This window comes from Tessaracoccus sp. MC1756, assembly GCF_014164735.1.
GTDB lineage: Bacteria > Actinomycetota > Actinomycetes > Propionibacteriales > Propionibacteriaceae > Arachnia.
The window spans coordinates 795,902-813,366 of record NZ_JACJFZ010000002.1 but is presented as its reverse complement, the minus strand read 5'-3'; the positions used below and the strand labels follow the sequence as shown (position 1 = coordinate 813,366).

Here is a 17,465-nt window from a genome sequence, read left to right as displayed (position 1 = left end):
GTTCGCTCGGCTCACACCGGGCGCACGCATGAGAAGGCTGGCAAAGAGCGAATGAGCTGCGGGATCGAGTCTCACGTAGGTGGGTAGGCGCTCCTCAGTCTGTCGACCTCGACCAGGAACGCCTCGATGATCTGCTCGTCTGAATCTGACCAGTCGGCGCTGAGTGGTACGTGGTTGAAGTCGGGGTAGGGCACGCTAGATCGGCCTCTGTATGCCTTGACCGCGAGAGTGGTGTCCGCCGGGTCGGTCCAGTCCACGACGAGTTCGATGTGGTTGTGCGCTGAGAGTTTGAACGCAATCCACTGTTTGTCCCGATCCTCGGGGGCGTAGATCCAGTCGCTGGACACCTCGGGGCCGAGTGCTTCGGCTATTGCCCGGCGCAGCGCCTCTCCCCTTGAGAGGAAAGCGCTGCGGTCATCCAGTCTCCCGAATCCCTGCAGGAGCCTGGTCACGATGTCGATCCCTGCTGCGACACGATCGACGGCGTCGACCATTACCCCCTCAACTTGGTGCTGGGGTATCGCCCAACGGAACCCGTCATCGGTGGCTCGGATGTCGAGTCGTTCTGAGAGAACGTCGATGGCTTGGTCGCGGATGGATTCAGGAACCCTGACGACCAGCGAGTCCTGGACGTTGCGCAGGGCGGCATCGCAGGCCGGTATCGCGAGCCAGCGGGGGCTGTTGGCGAGGCCAGAGAAGGTGGGGTGGCCTACCTGATACTTGGTGGCTGTGACCCGGTGCCGGATTGCGGTCAGAATCGGATCGGTGTAGTAGCTGTTCAGCTGGGACTGTTTGAGGGCGCACAGCATGAATCCCATGGAGGGCGCCTCGCTGACGAAGATGCCTGAGGTCCCGTCCCGGGTCTCGGGGTATTTGACTAGGTAGTAGCGCCAGTCGAGATGCCCCGCCGCCTCGACACTATCCAGCCAATCGTCAATCATCGTTGAGTAGGTGCTGGGGAGAGGGTCGGGGGAGGCGGCCACCCGGTCCAGGAATCGTGCCAATACTGGCTGCGTGTCGGACAGCGGTGTGTCGGCCGGGCCTGTGAGAAGCACTCGCCACCATGAGTCGGTTGTGGGGGATCCGAATTGGAATCTTCCGCGCGTCTTCTGTCGGAAGTAGTCACCGCAGGTCAGAAGTGCACCAGTCAGCTGTGGCCAATGGGAGGGCTCTGCGAAGGCACGATAGAAGGCTTCAACTCGGGACTCCACTGTGGCGGGGTCGAGGTCGAAAGCGCCTAGCGCCCCGCGAAGGAGCCGGTGGTCTTCGAGTTGGTACAACGCTGCCCGCAGATCTGGGTTAAGCGAGAGGAACTCCGCCTTCCGTTTCTCGTCCGCGATCTGGGTCCGGTTCAGGGTGGTCAGGACGTTCAGGTCGCCTGTCGGAACGAAGGTCTGAACATCTCGCAGGTGTGCCCCCATTCGGTCTGCCCGGATCTGGTCGCCCGAGGCTTCGATCACGTTGCGCAGCGCTCGGATGCGGCCGGCGAAGTTCTCGGTCTGCTCTGCTCGATAGATGAGGATGGCGAACAGCAACAGGGTCAACCCCAACGGGTAGGTCCGGGCCCTTTCTGTGCGCCACTCGCCATATGACCGGCAGCACATCTCGAAGAGATTTGTGCCATCAAAGGGCTCTGGGACGAACAGTGCGACGCGACTGTCGGGCTTCATCTGCGGATCGGGGGTACGGAACAGCTCGTCGAAGAAGGCCGCAACGTCGACCCCGACCCAGGAGTCGAACGCTGCCTCCAAGAAGGCCAGCGATGACGCCGCATCGTCAGACTCCTGGCCGAAGACTCGCTTCGCTCGCCCCGAGATACTGCCGGCGGGGGTGCTACCGGTTCTCCACTCACAGACCTCGACGACGAACGTGAGGTAGTGCATGAACTCGTCATCGACGATGCTGTCACCGCCATGGAAGCGCCACAGTACGTCGGACCACTGGCTGTCGAACTTCTTGGCGATCTCGCGTGCGCGATCGGAGTGCGCGATCGTGTCCTCGAACTTGGCCTTGAAGTTCTCGAAGTCGGTCAGTGGTTTGCCGCGTGAGTTCATCTTGATATACATCTCGTCACCAGCGCCCACTTCGGGGAGACGCAGGACGTAGAAGCTGACCGCGGGAGTCTCGCGGTTGGTCAGATGATTCCAGGCGAGTTGCGCGTCGTCGCCCTCGAAGAGCGACTGGATGTGTTTGAGCATCACCAGCATGGACTGGATCGTGGGGTCGTTGCGCCAGACGTAGAGGTACCAGGGTTGGTCGATGATCCAGTCGCTGAGGAGTTCTCCATCGGGCAGCGATGAGACCTCGATCAATCGTTGGCAAAAGCGACGGGCGCTGGGTCGGGTGGCGTAGCTGAGTTTGGCCCATGGCGCGGATGCGACGTCCTGACTTGTGCGTAGCGCAAGGTACCAGTGGAGCAGAAAGAGGGTTGTGAGGCGTTGTTGTCCATCGAGCGGACGCAGCGTTGCGTCCTCCTCGTCACCAAACACGAAGTCCAGGCTGAGCGGATCTCCGTTGGTGGCGGCCTCGTGGATAGCTTCGAGGAACAAGGATCGAATGCTTGATTCTCGCTCACCAGGGCGTCCCTGAGCGTAGTCCCGTTGAATAAGGGGGATCTCGATACTGGTCAGTGGTGCTCGTGCGTGGCTGTCGGTATCGAAGAGGCCCACATAGGAGGTTCTGTAGCCTTGGATCGGCGTGCTCACTTTGCCCCATCCTGTCCGCCATCGGAGTCGTCCAGTAGGTACGGATCGAGCAACGAGACCATGGCCTCTCGATATGCCTGCCGGTCGTCGGAGCCCCAAAAATGTAGTTGCTGGGAACTGGCCTGTGTGTAGTACTTAAGGAATACATTCCGGGTGCACGGCGGGATGAATGCACCCTCACGGTCCCTCTCGATGATGTCTCGACGTTTCACGGTGAAGACGGAGTTACTCAGGGCGCTGTTTAGCCCGACGGCCAGCAGCGCCAGGTTGTCGATGGAGTTGATGTCGCTCTCAACATCCTGGCCGGCCCCAGCGAAGGCGTCAATGATCTGACCTTGCAGGCGACGGAACTGGGATTCAGTCCACGCGACGTCGTGTGCAGGGGCTTGCGCCCGCAGGGACTCGACCATCTCCGGGACGGGCTCAGGCAGAGCCTCCAGTGCGTCGATGTGGCGGCGAATCCATTCGCGCCACTGGGCCTCCGTGTTGAGAACCTCAGCGTTCTGGGCGTGGATGTGCTCAAGGGACCAATCCACCGCGGCGTGCCCGTGGAAGGAATAGCGCTCAGCGGCGTGGCGCCCCGCTAGGACCGTTTGGATGTTCATCAGCAGCAGTGCCCGGTAAGTCTTAGTGCTCGAGTACGTGAGGTCAGTCAGAGTGTCCCGGGTGAGCCCCAACCTTCTTCGCACGAGGTCCCGCAGCGACATCCGGAACCTGCGCTTGGTCGCCTCTTGCTGCAACTGCCAAAGATCCAGAAGGCTGGTGCCTGTGGTCACCAGGAACCCAACCAAATGGTAGACCTCCCTGTCGAAGTACCAACCGATGATGTGCGAGTAAACGTCGACGACGTCGTTCCAGAATGCTTGCGCGTCGGCTTCGATCCGGGGCCGTAGCTTTTCGAAGGTCTCGTAGAGTGGCGCCTCCCGTCGATCCACGTGACCCGCCATCACGTCGAGGACCAGCCCGATGTGGCTTGCTTCCGAGTCAGACCGGCCGGAGATGAATGCCCAAGTCTCCGGGTCCCGCAGGTCGCGCTCGATCAAATCCCACTGGGCGGCCACTTCGTGCGCGCGAGCGGGGTCTCTGTTTCGGATCTGCGCCAGCAGAAGTGCCTTTACGAGCTCCGCGTCGGTCAGCGGGATACGGCCGACGTTGAGGCGAGAGAACAGGTCAGCGGAGTCGACGTCAGCATCCGCCTCGTACCAGATGACATGAACTGAACGCGAGAACGCAGTGTAGAAGTCGATGGCGTCCTGTAGCGGATTGGGGAGTGCGCCTGAGCCGTGGCCTCGACTGCTGGGATCGTCAAACCACTTCTCGATCGTCCGCCACGCCTGGAACATATGAAAGTAATCGATGTTGCCCTGGCTAGAGCCCTCATCCAGGGTGTCCAGGTAATCGGCGCTGCCTGGCCTCGTCTCGTACGAGAGCCGGTAGAGCGGCTGTGCGGCGCTGAACTGCCGCTCGACGTGGCGAGCGATCAAATACAGGGTGGTCAGCCGCTGCTGCCCGTCCACCAGCTCCCATTCATTGTCGCCACGACGCTTGACGACTACCGGCTGGAGGTAGTAATCCTTGCCCCGTGCCGCGGCGATGTCATCCAGAAGGCGAGTCACCTCAACTTGTCCCCATCGGTACCCGCGCTGATAGGAGGGAACGAAGAAGGTCCCTCGCAGATCACTCACAGGCTTCGGGACCAGAGTCGCCGTCGACGCACTTGACATTCCATCAGCGTAGCCCTCAGGCAATCCTCCGTGGTGCTTCCCAGCTGCTCGACTGAACGGGCCACTCGACTGAACAGGCCAAGTCTGAGCAGACCGAACTCAGCACTGAGCATCCAGCACCTACTGTCCAGTTGGGGTGGCGCGGTTCTCCTCGTGGGGCCGTGCCCGGGGTTCACCGCGGCGGGGTCACTTCCTAACGATTGTTGAGCACTTCGAGCACTTCAGCTGGTTGGTGGTGTACGGCTGAAGCGTGTGGCTCCCGCACTTCGGGCACTCATTCCCCTTAGCCATGGCCTGGCCCTTCCCAAGAGTCCGCGGCTTCGTCGCACGCGGTCTATCAAGAGTAGCAATCATTGCTGCCGCAGGCGGCGGTTGACCTATGCCTTTACCAGCGATGATTCAACGGGACGCGCTCTCGACAGCTTCGCCCACCCCAGCGCTCGCGGGATCACGGGTAGCGACTTCACCGCGTGGAGGGTGTTTCCGCACCCTGCGCAGTGACGGTGGGTCGTTGGCGACTGGAAGGGGCCCTACCGGATCGCCGGCGGTGCCAGCACTGGGAAGGCCGTCGTCGTCCTGCATCGGCGCGGCGACTCGCCGACGACGACTCGGACGTGTCCATCGACGTCACGACGTTCACCACCAACCTGGCCGGCGAGCTGTCTCGCAGCCTCGAGCGGTCCCCCGACCTCCGCGTCGCCCCGGGCTCCACGTCAAGGGCATCAACGCGCTGGCCCGGGGGGGGGGCTCCAGTCTGCGGGCGCACGGCAGCCGCAGCGTCGGCGCCAGGCCGTCCTCCGCGCGGGCGAGGAGTTGGAGGAGAAGCTTCACACGCCCGCATTCCTGGTGCCCGAGTGAGATGGTGATCCTGCCCAACCGCATGGCCCTGCTCTCCGACTACCAAGGTGGCGTGTGTCGGGCGTGACGTGAGGCTGTCGCGGGCGGGACGCAGGGCGTCTGGGCGGTCGTCGAGACCTACCGCGGCGCCGCCCGCTAGGCGGGAACGTTGACTTCGCCGAGGCCGCCTCCGTCGCCGCCGCCCACCTCGAGGCGACGGGGGAGCGGCCCGCCCGGCACGTGCTCGTCGACGAGGGGCAGGACTTCAAGCCGTGCCACTGGCAGCTGGTTCGGGCGCTGGCGGCCGAGGCACCCAACGACATCTTCATCGCCGAGGACGCCCACCAGCGGATCTACGGGCAGAAGCTGGTGCTCTCGGCGTACGGGATCCGGACGCAGGGACGGTCGCGGGGGTTGAAGCTGAACTACCGCACGACGGCGCAGAACCTGGCGTGGGCCGTGGGCGTGCTGACCGGGCAGGAGGTCGTCGACTCCGACGGCGAGGCCGAGACCATGGCCGGCTACCTGTCGGCGCGTACGGGGCCCAAGCCGGAGGTGCGGTCGTTCCCGACGCTGACGGCGGAGCTGGACTTCGCGGCGGACCTGGTCGGGTCCTGGGTGGGCGGTGGGGACGTCGCGCCGGAGACGGTCGCGGTGCTGGTGCGCGACCGGGTGACGCGAGACCGCGTCGTCGCCGGGCTGGGGGAGCGGGGCGTCGAGGTCCGGGCCGTGGAGGCCGGCACGGTGAAGCCGGGCAACCCGGTGGCGCTGACGATGCACCGGGCGAAGGGCACGGAGTTCACGCGGGTGCTGCTGTTCGGGCTGAGCAAGGACTCGATGCCGATGGGATTGAAGGCCTACGACTACGACGACGAGGAACTCAGCGAGGCGCAGCTGCGGGAACGCTCGCTGCTGTACGTCGCGGCGTCGCGCGCCCGCGACGAGTTGGTCGTGACGTACAGCGGCACACCGTCGTCGCTGCTGCCAAGCTGATCCTGAGCGGATCAGGTGAAGGAGGATTCCGGGCCGCTGACGATACCTGGTCGCCACGGGGTCCACGTCTGAGGATGCGGACCCACTACCAATAGCCACTGCGCAACGCGCTCCGCCGCAGTCGATACCTCAGTGGCGAAAAGAGCTGATCTGCCTAGAGTGGCGCGCTTCCGTCAAGGCGTGCGTGGCGCCATAATGGCTCCATGCCGAATATTCAGATCAAGGACGTGCCGGACCAGACGCATGCTGTGCTGCGACAGCGGGCTAGCGCGGCGCACCAGTCACTTCAGGAGTACCTGCGCTCGAAGCTGATCGCCGAAGCCGCCCAGCCGACGTTGGACGAGGTGTTGGCCAGGGCCGGCGGGCGCGCCGGCGGATCGCTGCCGCTCGCCGACGCGGTGAGCGCGTTGCGGTCCGACCGTGCTGGTCATTGACGCCAGCGTCCTGGCCGTCGCACTGCTTGACGACGGCCAGGACGGTGACACAGTGCGGGACAGGCTGCGCGGTGAACGACTCGCCGCACCCGCGCTGGTCGACCTCGAAGTGGCCTCGGTTTGGCGCGGCCTGGCCCTCGGCGGCCACCTGGACCCGCGCCGGGTCCGGCTTGCTCTTGACGACCTGCAGGAGCTGCCACTCCAGCGCGTCGAGCACACTTCGCTGCTGGTTCGCTGTTGGGAACTGCGGGACAACCTCACTATCTACGACGCCGCGTACGTTGCCCTCGCCGAAGCACTTCAGGCGCCCCTGCTCACCGGTGACAGGCGCCTCGCACGATCCACCGGCCCACGCTGCACCATCGAGGTCGTCAAGGCCCACGGTTGACGTCACGGTTGCCGCAGAGGTCGAGGATCTGCCGCAGCCACTCCCCCCGACTTCGCGTCGCTTGCGGGCAATATGTTCGTCACCTCAACCAGTCTGCCCCACAGACTTTCGGTACTCTCACGCGCCGCTGGGGCTTCAGGCGATCTTGCTCGGGTAGCGCTGGCGCGCGACCTCTCCGCTGGGCCGACGCAGGCGGCGGGCTTCGCACGGCCGTTTGCTGCTAGGTGACCGCGACCCCGGCCAGCGCAAGCGCCAGGGCCAAGATCACCGAGCCGACGGCGACCCAGGCCCGGTCTCGCGGCTCACGGGGCAGGGCTGGCCACCGCCAGCCCAGGGCCGCCGCAGTCGCCGACGTGAACGTCGCCTGGACCATCCAGATGGGGAAGGGGTCCACCATTCCCATCACGATGGCAGGAAGAACCACCCCGATGAGCGTGGTGCCAGTGACGCTCCACAGCACGTAGGAGAGGGCGCGATGGCGGCTGGGATTGTGCCGCGTGATCCGCCACATCGCCCATCCAGTACCGACGACGGTAGCGAGGGCCAGTGCGGCGGACAGTGCCAGGACGAATGTCTCGCTCATGGCTAGTGCGCTTCGTCCAGTAGGGCGCTCACGAGGTCGCCCTGCAGGGTGAGCAACTGGGCACCGGTGGGCACCGAATTGACGACGTAGGCCAGGCCGCACCCGGTGCGGGGGCAGAACCCCACGTACGAATGGTGCGACCCGGTGAGCCCGTTGTGGAAGATGAGTTCCTCGCCTCCGGCAGTGGAGGCCCGGACCCAAGTGATGCTCATCTGGGCCTCCGGCATCCAGGGCAGGATCGGCGCCGGGGCTACAGGGTCGAGCCCGGCGGAGCCTGGTTGGCGGCCGTCCCGCGTCAGCCGCAGCCAGGACGCAAGATCCTGGCAGGTGGACCACATGCCGCCGCCCGGCCCCAGACCCCCCAGGATCCACGGCTCTGCGGGTCGCCCGCCGAGCCGGCCCTTGGTCCATCCCTCCGGCAGGTCCGCCACAGTCGCGGGGAGCAGCGTGTCGGTCAGTGCGAACGGCTCCAGGATGCGTTCCGTGAGCAGCTCGCCGTAAGTGGTCGCGGCCTTCGCCGCCAGGAGGTGGGCGAGCAGGGCGATGCCGGCAGTGGAGTAGGAGTAGCTGCCCCGTCCTTCCGTGCCCTGCTGGAGGATGTCGGCGACGGTCTCGGCCGCGTCCTGCCGCAAGCCGTCTGCGTGGAGCAACCCGAACCACGTGTTCTGGCTCCCGGCCGCTTTCGCCGTGAAGTCCGGGAGGCCCGAGGTGTGGGAGGCGAGCTCCCGCAGCGTGACGTCGGCCACCTCGGATCCGCTTGCGTCGGTGATCTCGTCGACGGTGGTGTCAAGGCTCACTTCGGCCTTGGCAACCATGTCCATCAGCACTGCGCCACAGAAGGTCTTCGACACCGAGCCGATCCCGAAGGGGGTGGTCTGGTCGGCGCCAATGCCCGCAAACTGGGTGGCATCCCCGTCGACATAGGCCAGTGCCACGCGATTGAGCCCCCGGAGATGGGGGTCCACGCGCCGGAGCAGCGCAGGATCACCGGTGCGGCCCGCGGCCGCTCCCACCGGGCGCGGGCCAACGAGCGCCAACAGCGCCATCGCACCGGCGCCGGCGCCGGCAGCCAAGAGACCCCTCCTCGAGACCTCGGAAGTGCGCACCCGTCTCGCCGCCCCGCTCAGGTGAGAGCCGAAGCTCGCGCCGGCGGAGCGGCCGCGGTGTCCGAAGGCGCGGGTTGCGATATCTCGGGGCTGGGCCCACGTCGTCGAAGCACGGTGATCAAGTACCCGGCGTATCCGGCGCAGACCAGCGTGGTCGCCGCGAGCATGACCAGTTCTGCCTGCGCATCCGCCCTGGTCAGATTCCCGCTGATGTTGAGGAGGGCGTGGAAGGCGATGAGCGGAACGATCGTGCCGGTAACGGCGAACAGCAGCGCCAGGACGATTCCCAGGGTGACGCCGAACGCGATCTGGATTGCCTGATCCAACGGCGCCATTCCCCTGGTGAGGTTCACGATGTGCCCGATGCCGAAAGTGACGCCGGAGATCACAACCGCGCGCGTCAACGTGCTGGTGCGTTGGATTCCGCGGAACAACATGCCGCGGAAGATCAGTTCCTCAAGGAAACCGACAGCGACCATGAGAACGATGATCAGCGCCACCGTGGTGAAGTCGAGGTCGTCCCTAAAACCCTTCGTGAACTGCATCAGCGCGATCAGCAGGAGCGGGATGTATAGCAGCGTCGCGTTGAAATCGCGCCTGCGCAGGGGGCGGACGCCGTAGTACGTCAGCCAACCGTGCTTGCGGAGGCGGACCACGAGCCACACCGCGAGCAGGACCAGCACCGCGCTGGCCCCCAAATTCGGAACGCCGACAAGCGTTGAAAGCCAGTCGCCGATGTTGACCGCAATCACGTAGATCGCTATCCACGCGACCGCGTGCCAAATGGGACGGGTCTCCTGCAGCCTGTTCATGACAGTCACTTCCTTAAGGGCGGAGACGACCAAGTGGTATCACCTGCCCTGCCGCTGATACTACGCTGCGTAGGGACAGGTGTGGCCTTCAAGGGGATCTGACGGTTCCGTCCCGTGCAGAGAGTCAGATTGCCTAGTGCGGGCCTACCAACGTGACGGTGCGTAGTCCTTCAGGAAGACGCCGAACAGGTCGTCGCCGGCCTGGCCGCGGACGATCGGGTCGTAGACCCGGGCGGCTCCGTCGACCAGATCCAGGGGCGCGTGGAAGCCCTCTTCGGCGAGCCGAACTTTCGTGGGGTGCGGTCGCTCGTCGGTGATCCAGCCGGTGTCGACGCTGGTCATCAGGATGCCGTCGGATTCGAACATTTCCCGCGCGCTCGTCCGGGTCAGCATGTTGACCGCCGCCTTCGCCATGTTGGTGTGCGGATGGCCGGGACCCTTGTAGCCGCGCGCGAAGACCCCCTCCATTGCTGAGACGTTGACCACGTACGCCCGGGCCGGACCGCTCGCCACGCTTCTCGCCGCCTCGGCCAGGCGCGGCCGCAGGCGGCTGATGAGGATGAACGGCGCCGTCTCGTTGCAGAGCTGCACCTCGAGCATCTCGAGCGCGTCCACCTCGCCGACGCCCTGGACCCAGCTGTTCGAGTCGTGAAGGTCGGGAACGAGCCCTCCCGCGTCGATCGCTGAGCCGTCGGCCAGACGCGCCAGCGACGACGAGCCCGGAGCCAGAGCCATGTCCGTCAGGCGCTGGGCGTGGCGGGCCGCAGCCTCGGCATCCGCGTGAGTGGAGGCAGAGCCGGTGACCGCAGCGTCCGCCGCCGCGAGCAGCGGGTGGGCCTTGACCGACTCGGCCAGTGCCAGAGGATGCAGGTCTCGTGTGTGCCCGAACGTCAGGAGTTCTGGACCTTGGCCTTCGGGCCACAATCCGTCCGGGATGGGGATCGACTCGGCGTCGACGAGGGGCGCGTACGCACCAGGCGAGCGTCGTACGGTCTGTGCCGCGTTGTTGATCAGGATGTCCAGCGGGCCCCGGGCGGCCACCGCGTCGGCCAAGGCGATGACCTGGGACGGATCACGCAGGTCGATGCCGACCACGTGGAGCCGATGCAGCCAGTGGGCGGCGTCAGGCATCGCCGCGAAGCGTCGCACCGCGTCGCGCGGGAAGCGGGTGGTGATCGTGGTGTGGGCACCATCGCGCAGCAGCCGGAGCGCGATGTGCATTCCGATCTTGGCCCGGCCGCCGGTCAGCAGCGCTCGTTTGCCGGTCAGATCCGTCCGCGCTCCGCGCTTGGCGTGACTCATGGCCGCACACGCGGGGCAGAGCTGGTGGTAGAACGCGTCCACCAGCGTGTATCGCTGCTTGCAGATGTAGCAGGGTCGGGCCTTCATGAGCGTCCCGGCCGTCGGCGCCTCGACGCCTGACGTGAGCGCCAGCCCCCGCGTCTCATCATCGATGCGGTCGGGTGCGCCCGTGGCTGTCCCGGCGACGATCGCCTTGTCGTTGTCCTGGATCGCCGCTCGCTTGACGCTTCGGCGGTGGTGCTTGACCGCCTTGAACATCCTGCCGGTCGCCCGTCGGACGGCCACGAAGTCGGGGTGGGCCTCGTCGAGCTCGTGGATGGTGCGCAAGACCCGCAGGGTCGCGGCCAGGTCGTCTGGGTCGACTCCGCTGCCGACCGCCTCCGAGGAGGGTGCTGCAGTGGGCTTGGGCGCTGATGGATTCGACACGGCGCTAAGCGTACTCAGAACTCGGCCGCGGGCACCTCACAGCCGATCGCGCTCACCTGGCAGCTGCGCCGGCCGATGCCTCCGGACATCCTGATGGAGGCACGCGCAGCGAACTGAACAGGTTCATCGCATCGAGGGGTGATTGAAACAGGCGAAGCGTCGTGGACGCTTTCAGGACGTGGACGGTCCGAGGCGCTGCTCGGCGACGGCCGACGAGGTGGGCTCTTTCAGCTCGACGAAAATGGCGTGGGTCGGGGTGTCTCCGATGTTCATGCCCGCATGCTCTTGGGCGTCCAGCCACCGTGCCTGGAACGCAGTCAGTTCGACGTCCATCTCCCGGTCGTTTGAACGGAGCCGGCGACGGAACCCGGTGAGGGTCACCATCACGCTGTCGGGGTGTGAGTGGGGCTGGGTGGAATCGCCTGGTTGATCTACGTACTCCAACACTCGAACACGATGGTTCTCGAAGAGCACCCGGTACAGCCCGGGATTGGTGACAACAGGGTCTTTCATGACTCTCCTTTGGACTCTCGCTGCTCTTGCAGCGAGACGTTGACTGTTCTTCTGGGCGCGCTCGGGAGGGGGCGGCCGACGTCGGGAGCCTGCGTGACGCAGGCTCCCGACGCCTAACCCGCCGCGGTAGCGCTACCCGGCGGCGGCCACCTGGACGAGGGGAGACCAGGCGGACGTCCCCAGGGCGTTGGCGGCGCGCACCCGGAAGAACCACGTTTGCCGCGTGATGGTTCCGGTGGTGAACGTCGTCGTGTTCGCTGGTGTGGATCCGGTGCCGTTCACGGTGGTGAAGGCCGCGGTGGTGCTCCACTGGAGCGTGTAGCCGCTCTCGTTGGCGAGGTCAGCCCAGGTGAGGGTCACCCGCTCGCCGTTTCCCTGCCGCCTGGCGGTTCCGGCCAGGTTGGCCGGCGTTGCCGGAACGGCGACGGTGATCGACAGCGTGTTGGACGGTGCCGAGGCGCCCGCGGCGTTGGCTGCGGTCACCCGGTACTGGTACGTGGACCCCAGCGTCACGCTGGTGTCGGTGAAGGTCACGTTCCCCGTGCCGTTGCGCGCTGCCGGAGTGGCCAGGGCCGCGAAGGTTGTCCCACCGTCGGTGGAACGCTCCACCACGAACCCGGACTCGTTGCTCGCGTTGTCACGCCAGGTCAGAGCCACCCGAGGTCCGGCCTGCAAGGCGCCCACCAGTTGGGTTGGGGCCCCTGGAATGTTGACGCCCAGCTCCAACGAGGTTGCCCGGACAGACAAGCTCGGGAACTCCGCGCCGTACCCGACCGTGTTCACGGCCTGCACCCGGTAGCGGTAGGGCGTCGTGGCGTTGGACGTGGCGTCGACCAACTCACGCGTGCCTCCCCTGGTGTTGACCTGGTCCAGCGGCGACTGCACCGTTCCCACGTCGACCCAGGTGGTGCCGTCGGCCGTCCGCTGGACGACGAACGACGTCTCGGTGATCGAGTTGTCGGTCCACGTCAGCCGCACCCGGCGGTTGTTGCCCCTCCCGGTGAGGGTGTAGGCCAGCCCGACGGGCTGGAGAGGTGGCAGGGCGAGGCTGACCGGTCGCATCATGTCCATCTCCTCGTGGGAGAGGATGTGGCAGTGGTAGACGTACTCCCAGCCGAAGTTGACCAGCCGGTTGGTGACCACAGCGGTCGGGTTGCCCTGTGGGTCGGTGTTGTTGAAGCCCATCGTCGAGCCGATCGGATCCATCGGGCTCAGTGCCCGCACCGAGTTCGGCACCTCGAACGGCACCTTCGGGATGATCGGGCGCAGCGCCACGATCGTGTCCTCCAGTGGGCTCATCCGCACGGTGTCCTTCCAGCCCAGCTCGCCTGGATCGGTGGGCTTGATGATGTTGTCCCACGTCACCCGGTTCAGCACCTGGACGTCGTAGAGGTGGAAGTGGATGGGGTGCGTGTCCACGCCGTTGTGGGTGAATCGCCAGATCTGCGAGCCGTCGGCCATGTCGCTGATCGGGGAGACCTTCACGTCTGCCGAGGGCAGCTTGCTGCCGTCGATCAGTTCGGTCTGCGGATTGGTGAACGGGTAGAGAGTGACGTTCTGCAGTCCCGGTGTAGGCGGCTGCGCCTCGATGCCGAGGTTGGCCTGCATGCGCCCGAACTCGTCGAAGGTCGACGCATTCATCTCGTCGTGGATGGCCTTGGGCTCCATCTTCATCGACACCTTGGTGTTCGGTGAACGCAGAGTGTTGAAGGCGAAGGTTCCGGTGTTGTTCACCCGAACCAGCCCGTCGCAGCGCTGGACGGCGGGGTTGGCCACGTTGCAGTTGCTGCTGGCGGCGAAGGAGGCGCCGTAGGCCGAGTTGTAGGCGGCCTGGCCGACGATGACCGGGTGCTGGCCCGACTCGAAGACGCCCGACCCGTTCGCCTTGTGGGAGAACGCGGTGCGGAGCTTCGTCAGGTTGAACGCGGCCGCTGGTGTCGTGTCAGCGATGGTCACCTGCATCACCGTGCGGGTGTTGGGTCCGTAGCCGGCGAACGGCGTCGGGGCACCCACTGGGCTCAGATCGGGAGCGCCGGTGTAGTAGTCGTACGACGGCACCCGCGCCGGGAACGCGGCCGGGGCGTCGTTGTACATGATCAGCGTCTTGCCGGCGAACTTCGAGAAGTCGACGATGACGTCGGCCCGCTCGGCGGGTGCCAGAAGCAGCGAGGACTGGTCCACGTTGCCGACGTCGAAGCGCGTCGGATCGGTGATCCAGGTGGTGGGCTGCTGGCCGTCGAGCACCGCGGGCGCGGGCAGGAAGCCGCCCTCGCTGGCGATCTGGACCCAATCGGGGCCGTAGGCGTTGTTCTGGCTGCCCACCGGGGTGGGTGAGACCGTCGGATCCAGCTGGGCCGCCGCGAGCTCTTCGGGCTTGAGAGCCACCTCGGTGGTGCCGTCGCCCTGGGTGGGGTCGGCGGTGTACCACTGCAAGTTGAAGAAGCGGTCGTTGGCCGCGTTGAGCACCCGCAGCCGATACGACTTCGGCTGGAGGTTCAGCGTCGGGTAAGCGACACCGTTGACGATCGGGGTGTCGTTGAACTGCTCCATGCCGGCCGAGATGTTCGGGGTGCCCGGGATCTGCTCGGGTTCACAGAACGGATCGGTCTGGTACTGCCAGGTGGCCGGGTCGTCCAGATTGCAGGCAGGGTCGTAGTACGGGTTGGCAATCGGTCCGTTGACCGTCCCCGAGGCCGGTGGCCAGAACCATGGGCCGTACATCCAACGTCCATAGGCGCTCATCCCGGACGGGTCGCCCGGGTTCTGCGCAGGCATGTAGACGTGGTGGTACCAGAAACTGCCCTTGCCGCCCCAGCGTTGCGTGTCCCACGTCGGGTCCTGCAACTGGAGCGTTGCCTCGTCCGGGGTGAAAGTGCGGTCCTGGACGATGAGGGGGATCGTGTCGTCGGCGCCGGGGATGGTCCCGTTGGTAACGAGGGCCTTCTCGGTGTCGTCGGTGATCAGGTATCCCGCGGCTTCGCCGGCGTAGACGTTGAGCCGGGTGATGCCCCACGAGTGGTCGTGGTAGAACATCATCCGCGCGCTCTGCTGGTTGGTGTAGTAGAAGGTGGAGCAGCCGTCATCGGCGGGAGCACACACTTCGGCTCCGCTGCTGTCCACCATGTCGGGAACGTTGCGCACGCTCACGCCCTCCGGCCAGGCGGTGTCCTCGCCGGCGGGGGTGATCCACTGGTGCGGTGTGCCGTCGCTGATCCACGGTGTGATGCCGCCGTGGAGGTGCAGCGTGGCCCGGTTGTCCTTGAAGCACATGTCGGACTTCGGGTAGCCGGTGCAATCCGGGTTGCGCACGCCGTCCATCACGGTGCCCTCGTTGACGGGCTCGGCCATCTCCATCGGGCCCATTCCCGAGCCCATCATGGTGCTGTCGGTGGGCAGGAAGAGGTCGCCCTCGGCGCCGTTGGGCAGGAGGTTGCGGAAGACGATCCGCACGGGCCGGTTCTTGGTGGCCGCGATGATCGGGCCTAGCCACTGGGGCGACGCGACGGCCGTGTAACCGCTGATCGGCTGGCGGGTGCCGTCGAGCAGTTCGTTGTAAAGCGGCACCTGCCGTCCCGGCACGGCCGCGGTGGACAGCTGGACGTAGCCGCGCACGAGCGTCGCGGGCAGGTCCGTGGAGAACTTGGTGCGGTACTGCACCAGGCCGATGACGTACTCGTCGGCCTCCTGGTCGTTGTAGGTCTTCACCTCGGGGACGCCGGTCGGGATGAACTTGGCGTCCGCTCCCATGGCCGGCGTGTCAGGTGCCAGCGGGCAGCCGAGCCCGTCTGTGCCAGGGTTGCACGGCACAGGCAGTTCGTCCTGGAACTTCTTGATCCCTGGCGAGAGATAGCCGTCGCCCGCGGTGTCGACCGTGATCGAGGAGATGGAGCCGACGTCGGTCACCGCCGTGACGGTGGCCCCCGTGCCGGTTCCGGTGGGATCAGTCACCTCCACGCTGGGAACGCTGGTGTACCCGGAACCCGGATCGGTGATGCCCGTTCCGACGAGCGCGAGGCTCGTGGTGGCGGTTGCCGCCGTGGCGCCGTTGATGGGGTCGAAGATGGTGCCGTTGCGGATCGTGACCGCGGGGGCTGTGCTGTAGCCGGATCCGGGATCATCGACCACCACTGCGGTGATGGTGCCGCCCGCATCCATCCCATCCACGGCGTCACCGTTGGCGGTCATGGGGATGTGGGCCTTGGCCACGGTCCCGTTGGGATCGTCGGGGAGGTCGAAGTCGACGGTGGGCATCGTGTAGCCGCTGCCGCCGTCGGTGAGGGTGACGCCGTCGACGCCACCCGATGCGGTCACGGTGGCGCCGGTGCCGCCGCCTCCGGTGATCGCGATGGCCAGCGCCCCGTAGCCGGCCCCGGGGGAGTCCACGCTGAGCTCGACGACGGCGCCGCTCTGGTTGACCGTCGCTGTGGCCGTGCCGGCGGTGCTACCCGCGGCGTTACCAGCGACGGTGACCGTGGTGGTGGTGTCATAGCCACGTCCCGGGGAGGTGACCGTGATCGAAGCCAGTCCGCCGGTCTGGGGGTCCACCACCGCCACCGCCTCCGCACCCGTGCCCGGGCCGTCGACGGTGACCGTGGCCGTCGACAGTGTGTAGGGGCTGTTGGCCCAGTTGGGGTACGGCCCGAAGTAGTGGGGCACCTTCGTCTCGTCAGTCGGTGATGTCGGCGCAGCAGCGGCTACTTCTGCGGTCACCGCTTGCGGTGCGGCCCCGTTTGCCTCCAGCCCGATCACGGGTGTCATCACAATCAGCAACGATGCTGAGGTGATGGTGATGGCGAGCCTTCGTCGGCTCCTCCTGAGCACGTTCATCATTCCTTCCCCTCTCGTTTCGCGGGGGTCGTTTTTCTCGCCCGCCTACCGAGGGCGTCAACCGACGCTCACCCGCTATTGGAGCCCATCCCCGCGCGTGGAGAGATCAACTGACACAGCGGTCACGCAGGCGTAATCTGTCGGTCATGAGCATCTTGATGGTCGTCGATGACCACGAGCGGACTCGAGCCCTGCTGCGCACGCTGCTGGCGAACGAAGGTCACACCGTATTGCTCGCCGAGGACGGGGACGAGGCGCTGCAGCAGCTCCGTGAGCAGGAGGTGGATCTCGTACTGCTCGACGTCGTGATGCCGAAGTCGAACGGGCTGATGGTGCTGTCTGTCCTGCGTAAGAATGGCTTCACCACCCCGGTCGTCGTCGTCTCGGGGGTGGACGACGTTTCTCTGCGGGTGCAAGCGCTCGACCTGGGCGCCGTCGACTTCATCGTGAAGCCGTTCCACAACGCCGAGCTGGTGGCCCGCGTGCGGCGCCATCTGGTTGACCAGCCACATGAGCGCGACAATCAGCGCTTCCTGGAGGTGGGTGGGCTCCGACTGGACATGGATCGTCGCCTGGCACGCATGCGGGGGAAGGACGTGTACCTGTCCGAGCGTGAGTTCGGGTTGCTCGCCCACCTCGCGCGCCGGCACGGCGACGTGTGCACCCGATCTGAGTTGCTGCACGACGTGTGGGGGTTCGACTTCGATCCCGGTAGCAACTTGGTGGAGGTCTGCATGCGGCGGATACGCAAGAAGGTTCCGGACGTGCCTGTGGAAACCATCCGTTCCGTCGGCTACTGCTTCACCGACGGCTGA

12 protein-coding genes are annotated in these 17,465 nt (G+C 66.0%); 4 read left to right on the top strand and 8 right to left on the bottom strand.

What is annotated here, in order from left to right; translation table 11 throughout:
- Positions 1 to 71: 71 nt before the first annotated feature.
- Both H5393_RS09055 and H5393_RS09050 read right to left on the bottom strand, forming a co-directional pair.
- A complete protein-coding gene (locus tag H5393_RS09055) occupies positions 72 to 2,705 on the bottom strand; it encodes a DUF262 domain-containing protein (RefSeq protein WP_182766354.1) in 2,634 nt (877 codons plus the stop codon).
- Entirely contained in the window at positions 2,702 to 4,429 is a 1,728-nt protein-coding gene (locus tag H5393_RS09050; RefSeq protein WP_182766353.1) for a DUF262 domain-containing protein, read from the bottom strand. The genes H5393_RS09055 and H5393_RS09050 overlap by 4 nt, the downstream gene beginning before the upstream one ends.
- 957 nt (positions 4,430 to 5,386) lie before the next feature.
- On the opposite strand from H5393_RS09050, the gene H5393_RS09045 reads away from it, so the two are divergent.
- The 3 genes from H5393_RS09045 (at position 5,387) to H5393_RS09035 (ending at position 7,081) form a co-directional block, all read left to right on the top strand.
- Positions 5,387 to 6,259 (top strand): 3'-5' exonuclease, encoded by an 873-nt coding sequence (locus tag H5393_RS09045; RefSeq protein ID WP_182766406.1) that lies wholly within the window; start codon positions 5,387 to 5,389, stop codon positions 6,257 to 6,259.
- 203 nt (positions 6,260 to 6,462) lie between these two features.
- Positions 6,463 to 6,693, top strand: coding sequence for a hypothetical protein (locus H5393_RS09040; RefSeq protein ID WP_040283599.1), 231 nt, complete (start codon positions 6,463 to 6,465; stop codon positions 6,691 to 6,693).
- Entirely contained in the window at positions 6,680 to 7,081 is a 402-nt protein-coding gene (locus H5393_RS09035) for a type II toxin-antitoxin system VapC family toxin (RefSeq protein ID WP_076063473.1), read from the top strand. The genes H5393_RS09040 and H5393_RS09035 overlap by 14 nt, the downstream gene beginning before the upstream one ends.
- 220 nt (positions 7,082 to 7,301) lie before the next feature.
- Here H5393_RS09035 and H5393_RS09030 read toward each other — a convergent pair whose 3' ends face one another.
- From H5393_RS09030 to H5393_RS09005, 6 genes are all read right to left on the bottom strand, one after another.
- Positions 7,302 to 7,664, bottom strand: coding sequence for a hypothetical protein (locus H5393_RS09030; RefSeq protein WP_182762816.1), 363 nt, complete (start codon positions 7,662 to 7,664; stop codon positions 7,302 to 7,304).
- 2 nt (positions 7,665 to 7,666) lie between these two features.
- Positions 7,667 to 8,737, bottom strand: coding sequence for a serine hydrolase domain-containing protein (locus H5393_RS09025; RefSeq protein ID WP_182762814.1), 1,071 nt, complete (start codon positions 8,735 to 8,737; stop codon positions 7,667 to 7,669).
- Between the two features lie 50 nt (positions 8,738 to 8,787).
- The gene (locus H5393_RS09020; protein ID WP_182762812.1) at positions 8,788 to 9,615 is read right to left on the bottom strand and encodes a CPBP family intramembrane glutamic endopeptidase; all 828 of its coding nucleotides are present in this window, start codon (positions 9,613 to 9,615) and stop codon (positions 8,788 to 8,790) included.
- 111 nt (positions 9,616 to 9,726) lie between these two features.
- Positions 9,727 to 11,310 (bottom strand): SDR family NAD(P)-dependent oxidoreductase, encoded by a 1,584-nt coding sequence (locus tag H5393_RS09015; RefSeq protein ID WP_182766352.1) that lies wholly within the window; start codon positions 11,308 to 11,310, stop codon positions 9,727 to 9,729.
- A 171-nt stretch (positions 11,311 to 11,481) separates the two neighbouring features.
- Positions 11,482 to 11,823 (bottom strand): cytoplasmic protein, encoded by a 342-nt coding sequence (locus H5393_RS09010; RefSeq protein WP_182762808.1) that lies wholly within the window; start codon positions 11,821 to 11,823, stop codon positions 11,482 to 11,484.
- A gap of 132 nt (positions 11,824 to 11,955) precedes the next feature.
- Positions 11,956 to 16,653 (bottom strand): multicopper oxidase domain-containing protein, encoded by a 4,698-nt coding sequence (locus H5393_RS09005; RefSeq protein ID WP_220488273.1) that lies wholly within the window; start codon positions 16,651 to 16,653, stop codon positions 11,956 to 11,958.
- 143 nt (positions 16,654 to 16,796) lie between these two features.
- On the opposite strand from H5393_RS09005, the gene H5393_RS09000 reads away from it, so the two are divergent.
- Positions 16,797 to 17,465: a response regulator transcription factor gene (locus H5393_RS09000; RefSeq protein ID WP_182762804.1), complete on the top strand. Its 669-nt coding sequence runs from the start codon at positions 16,797 to 16,799 to the stop codon at positions 17,463 to 17,465.

What these genes read in the sequence shown, in the direction of transcription:
- H5393_RS09050 (WP_182766353.1), bottom strand. Translation starts at nt 4,429, where the DNA reads ATGTCAAGTGCGTCGACGGCGACTCTGGTCCCGAAGCCTGTGAGTGAT.
- H5393_RS09040 (WP_040283599.1), top strand. Translation starts at nt 6,463, where the DNA reads ATGCCGAATATTCAGATCAAGGACGTGCCGGACCAGACGCATGCTGTG.
- H5393_RS09010 (WP_182762808.1), bottom strand. Translation starts at nt 11,823, where the DNA reads ATGAAAGACCCTGTTGTCACCAATCCCGGGCTGTACCGGGTGCTCTTC.
- H5393_RS09030 (WP_182762816.1), bottom strand. Translation starts at nt 7,664, where the DNA reads ATGAGCGAGACATTCGTCCTGGCACTGTCCGCCGCACTGGCCCTCGCT.
- H5393_RS09000 (WP_182762804.1), top strand. Translation starts at nt 16,797, where the DNA reads ATGAGCATCTTGATGGTCGTCGATGACCACGAGCGGACTCGAGCCCTG.
- H5393_RS09005 (WP_220488273.1), bottom strand. Translation starts at nt 16,653, where the DNA reads ATGATGAACGTGCTCAGGAGGAGCCGACGAAGGCTCGCCATCACCATC.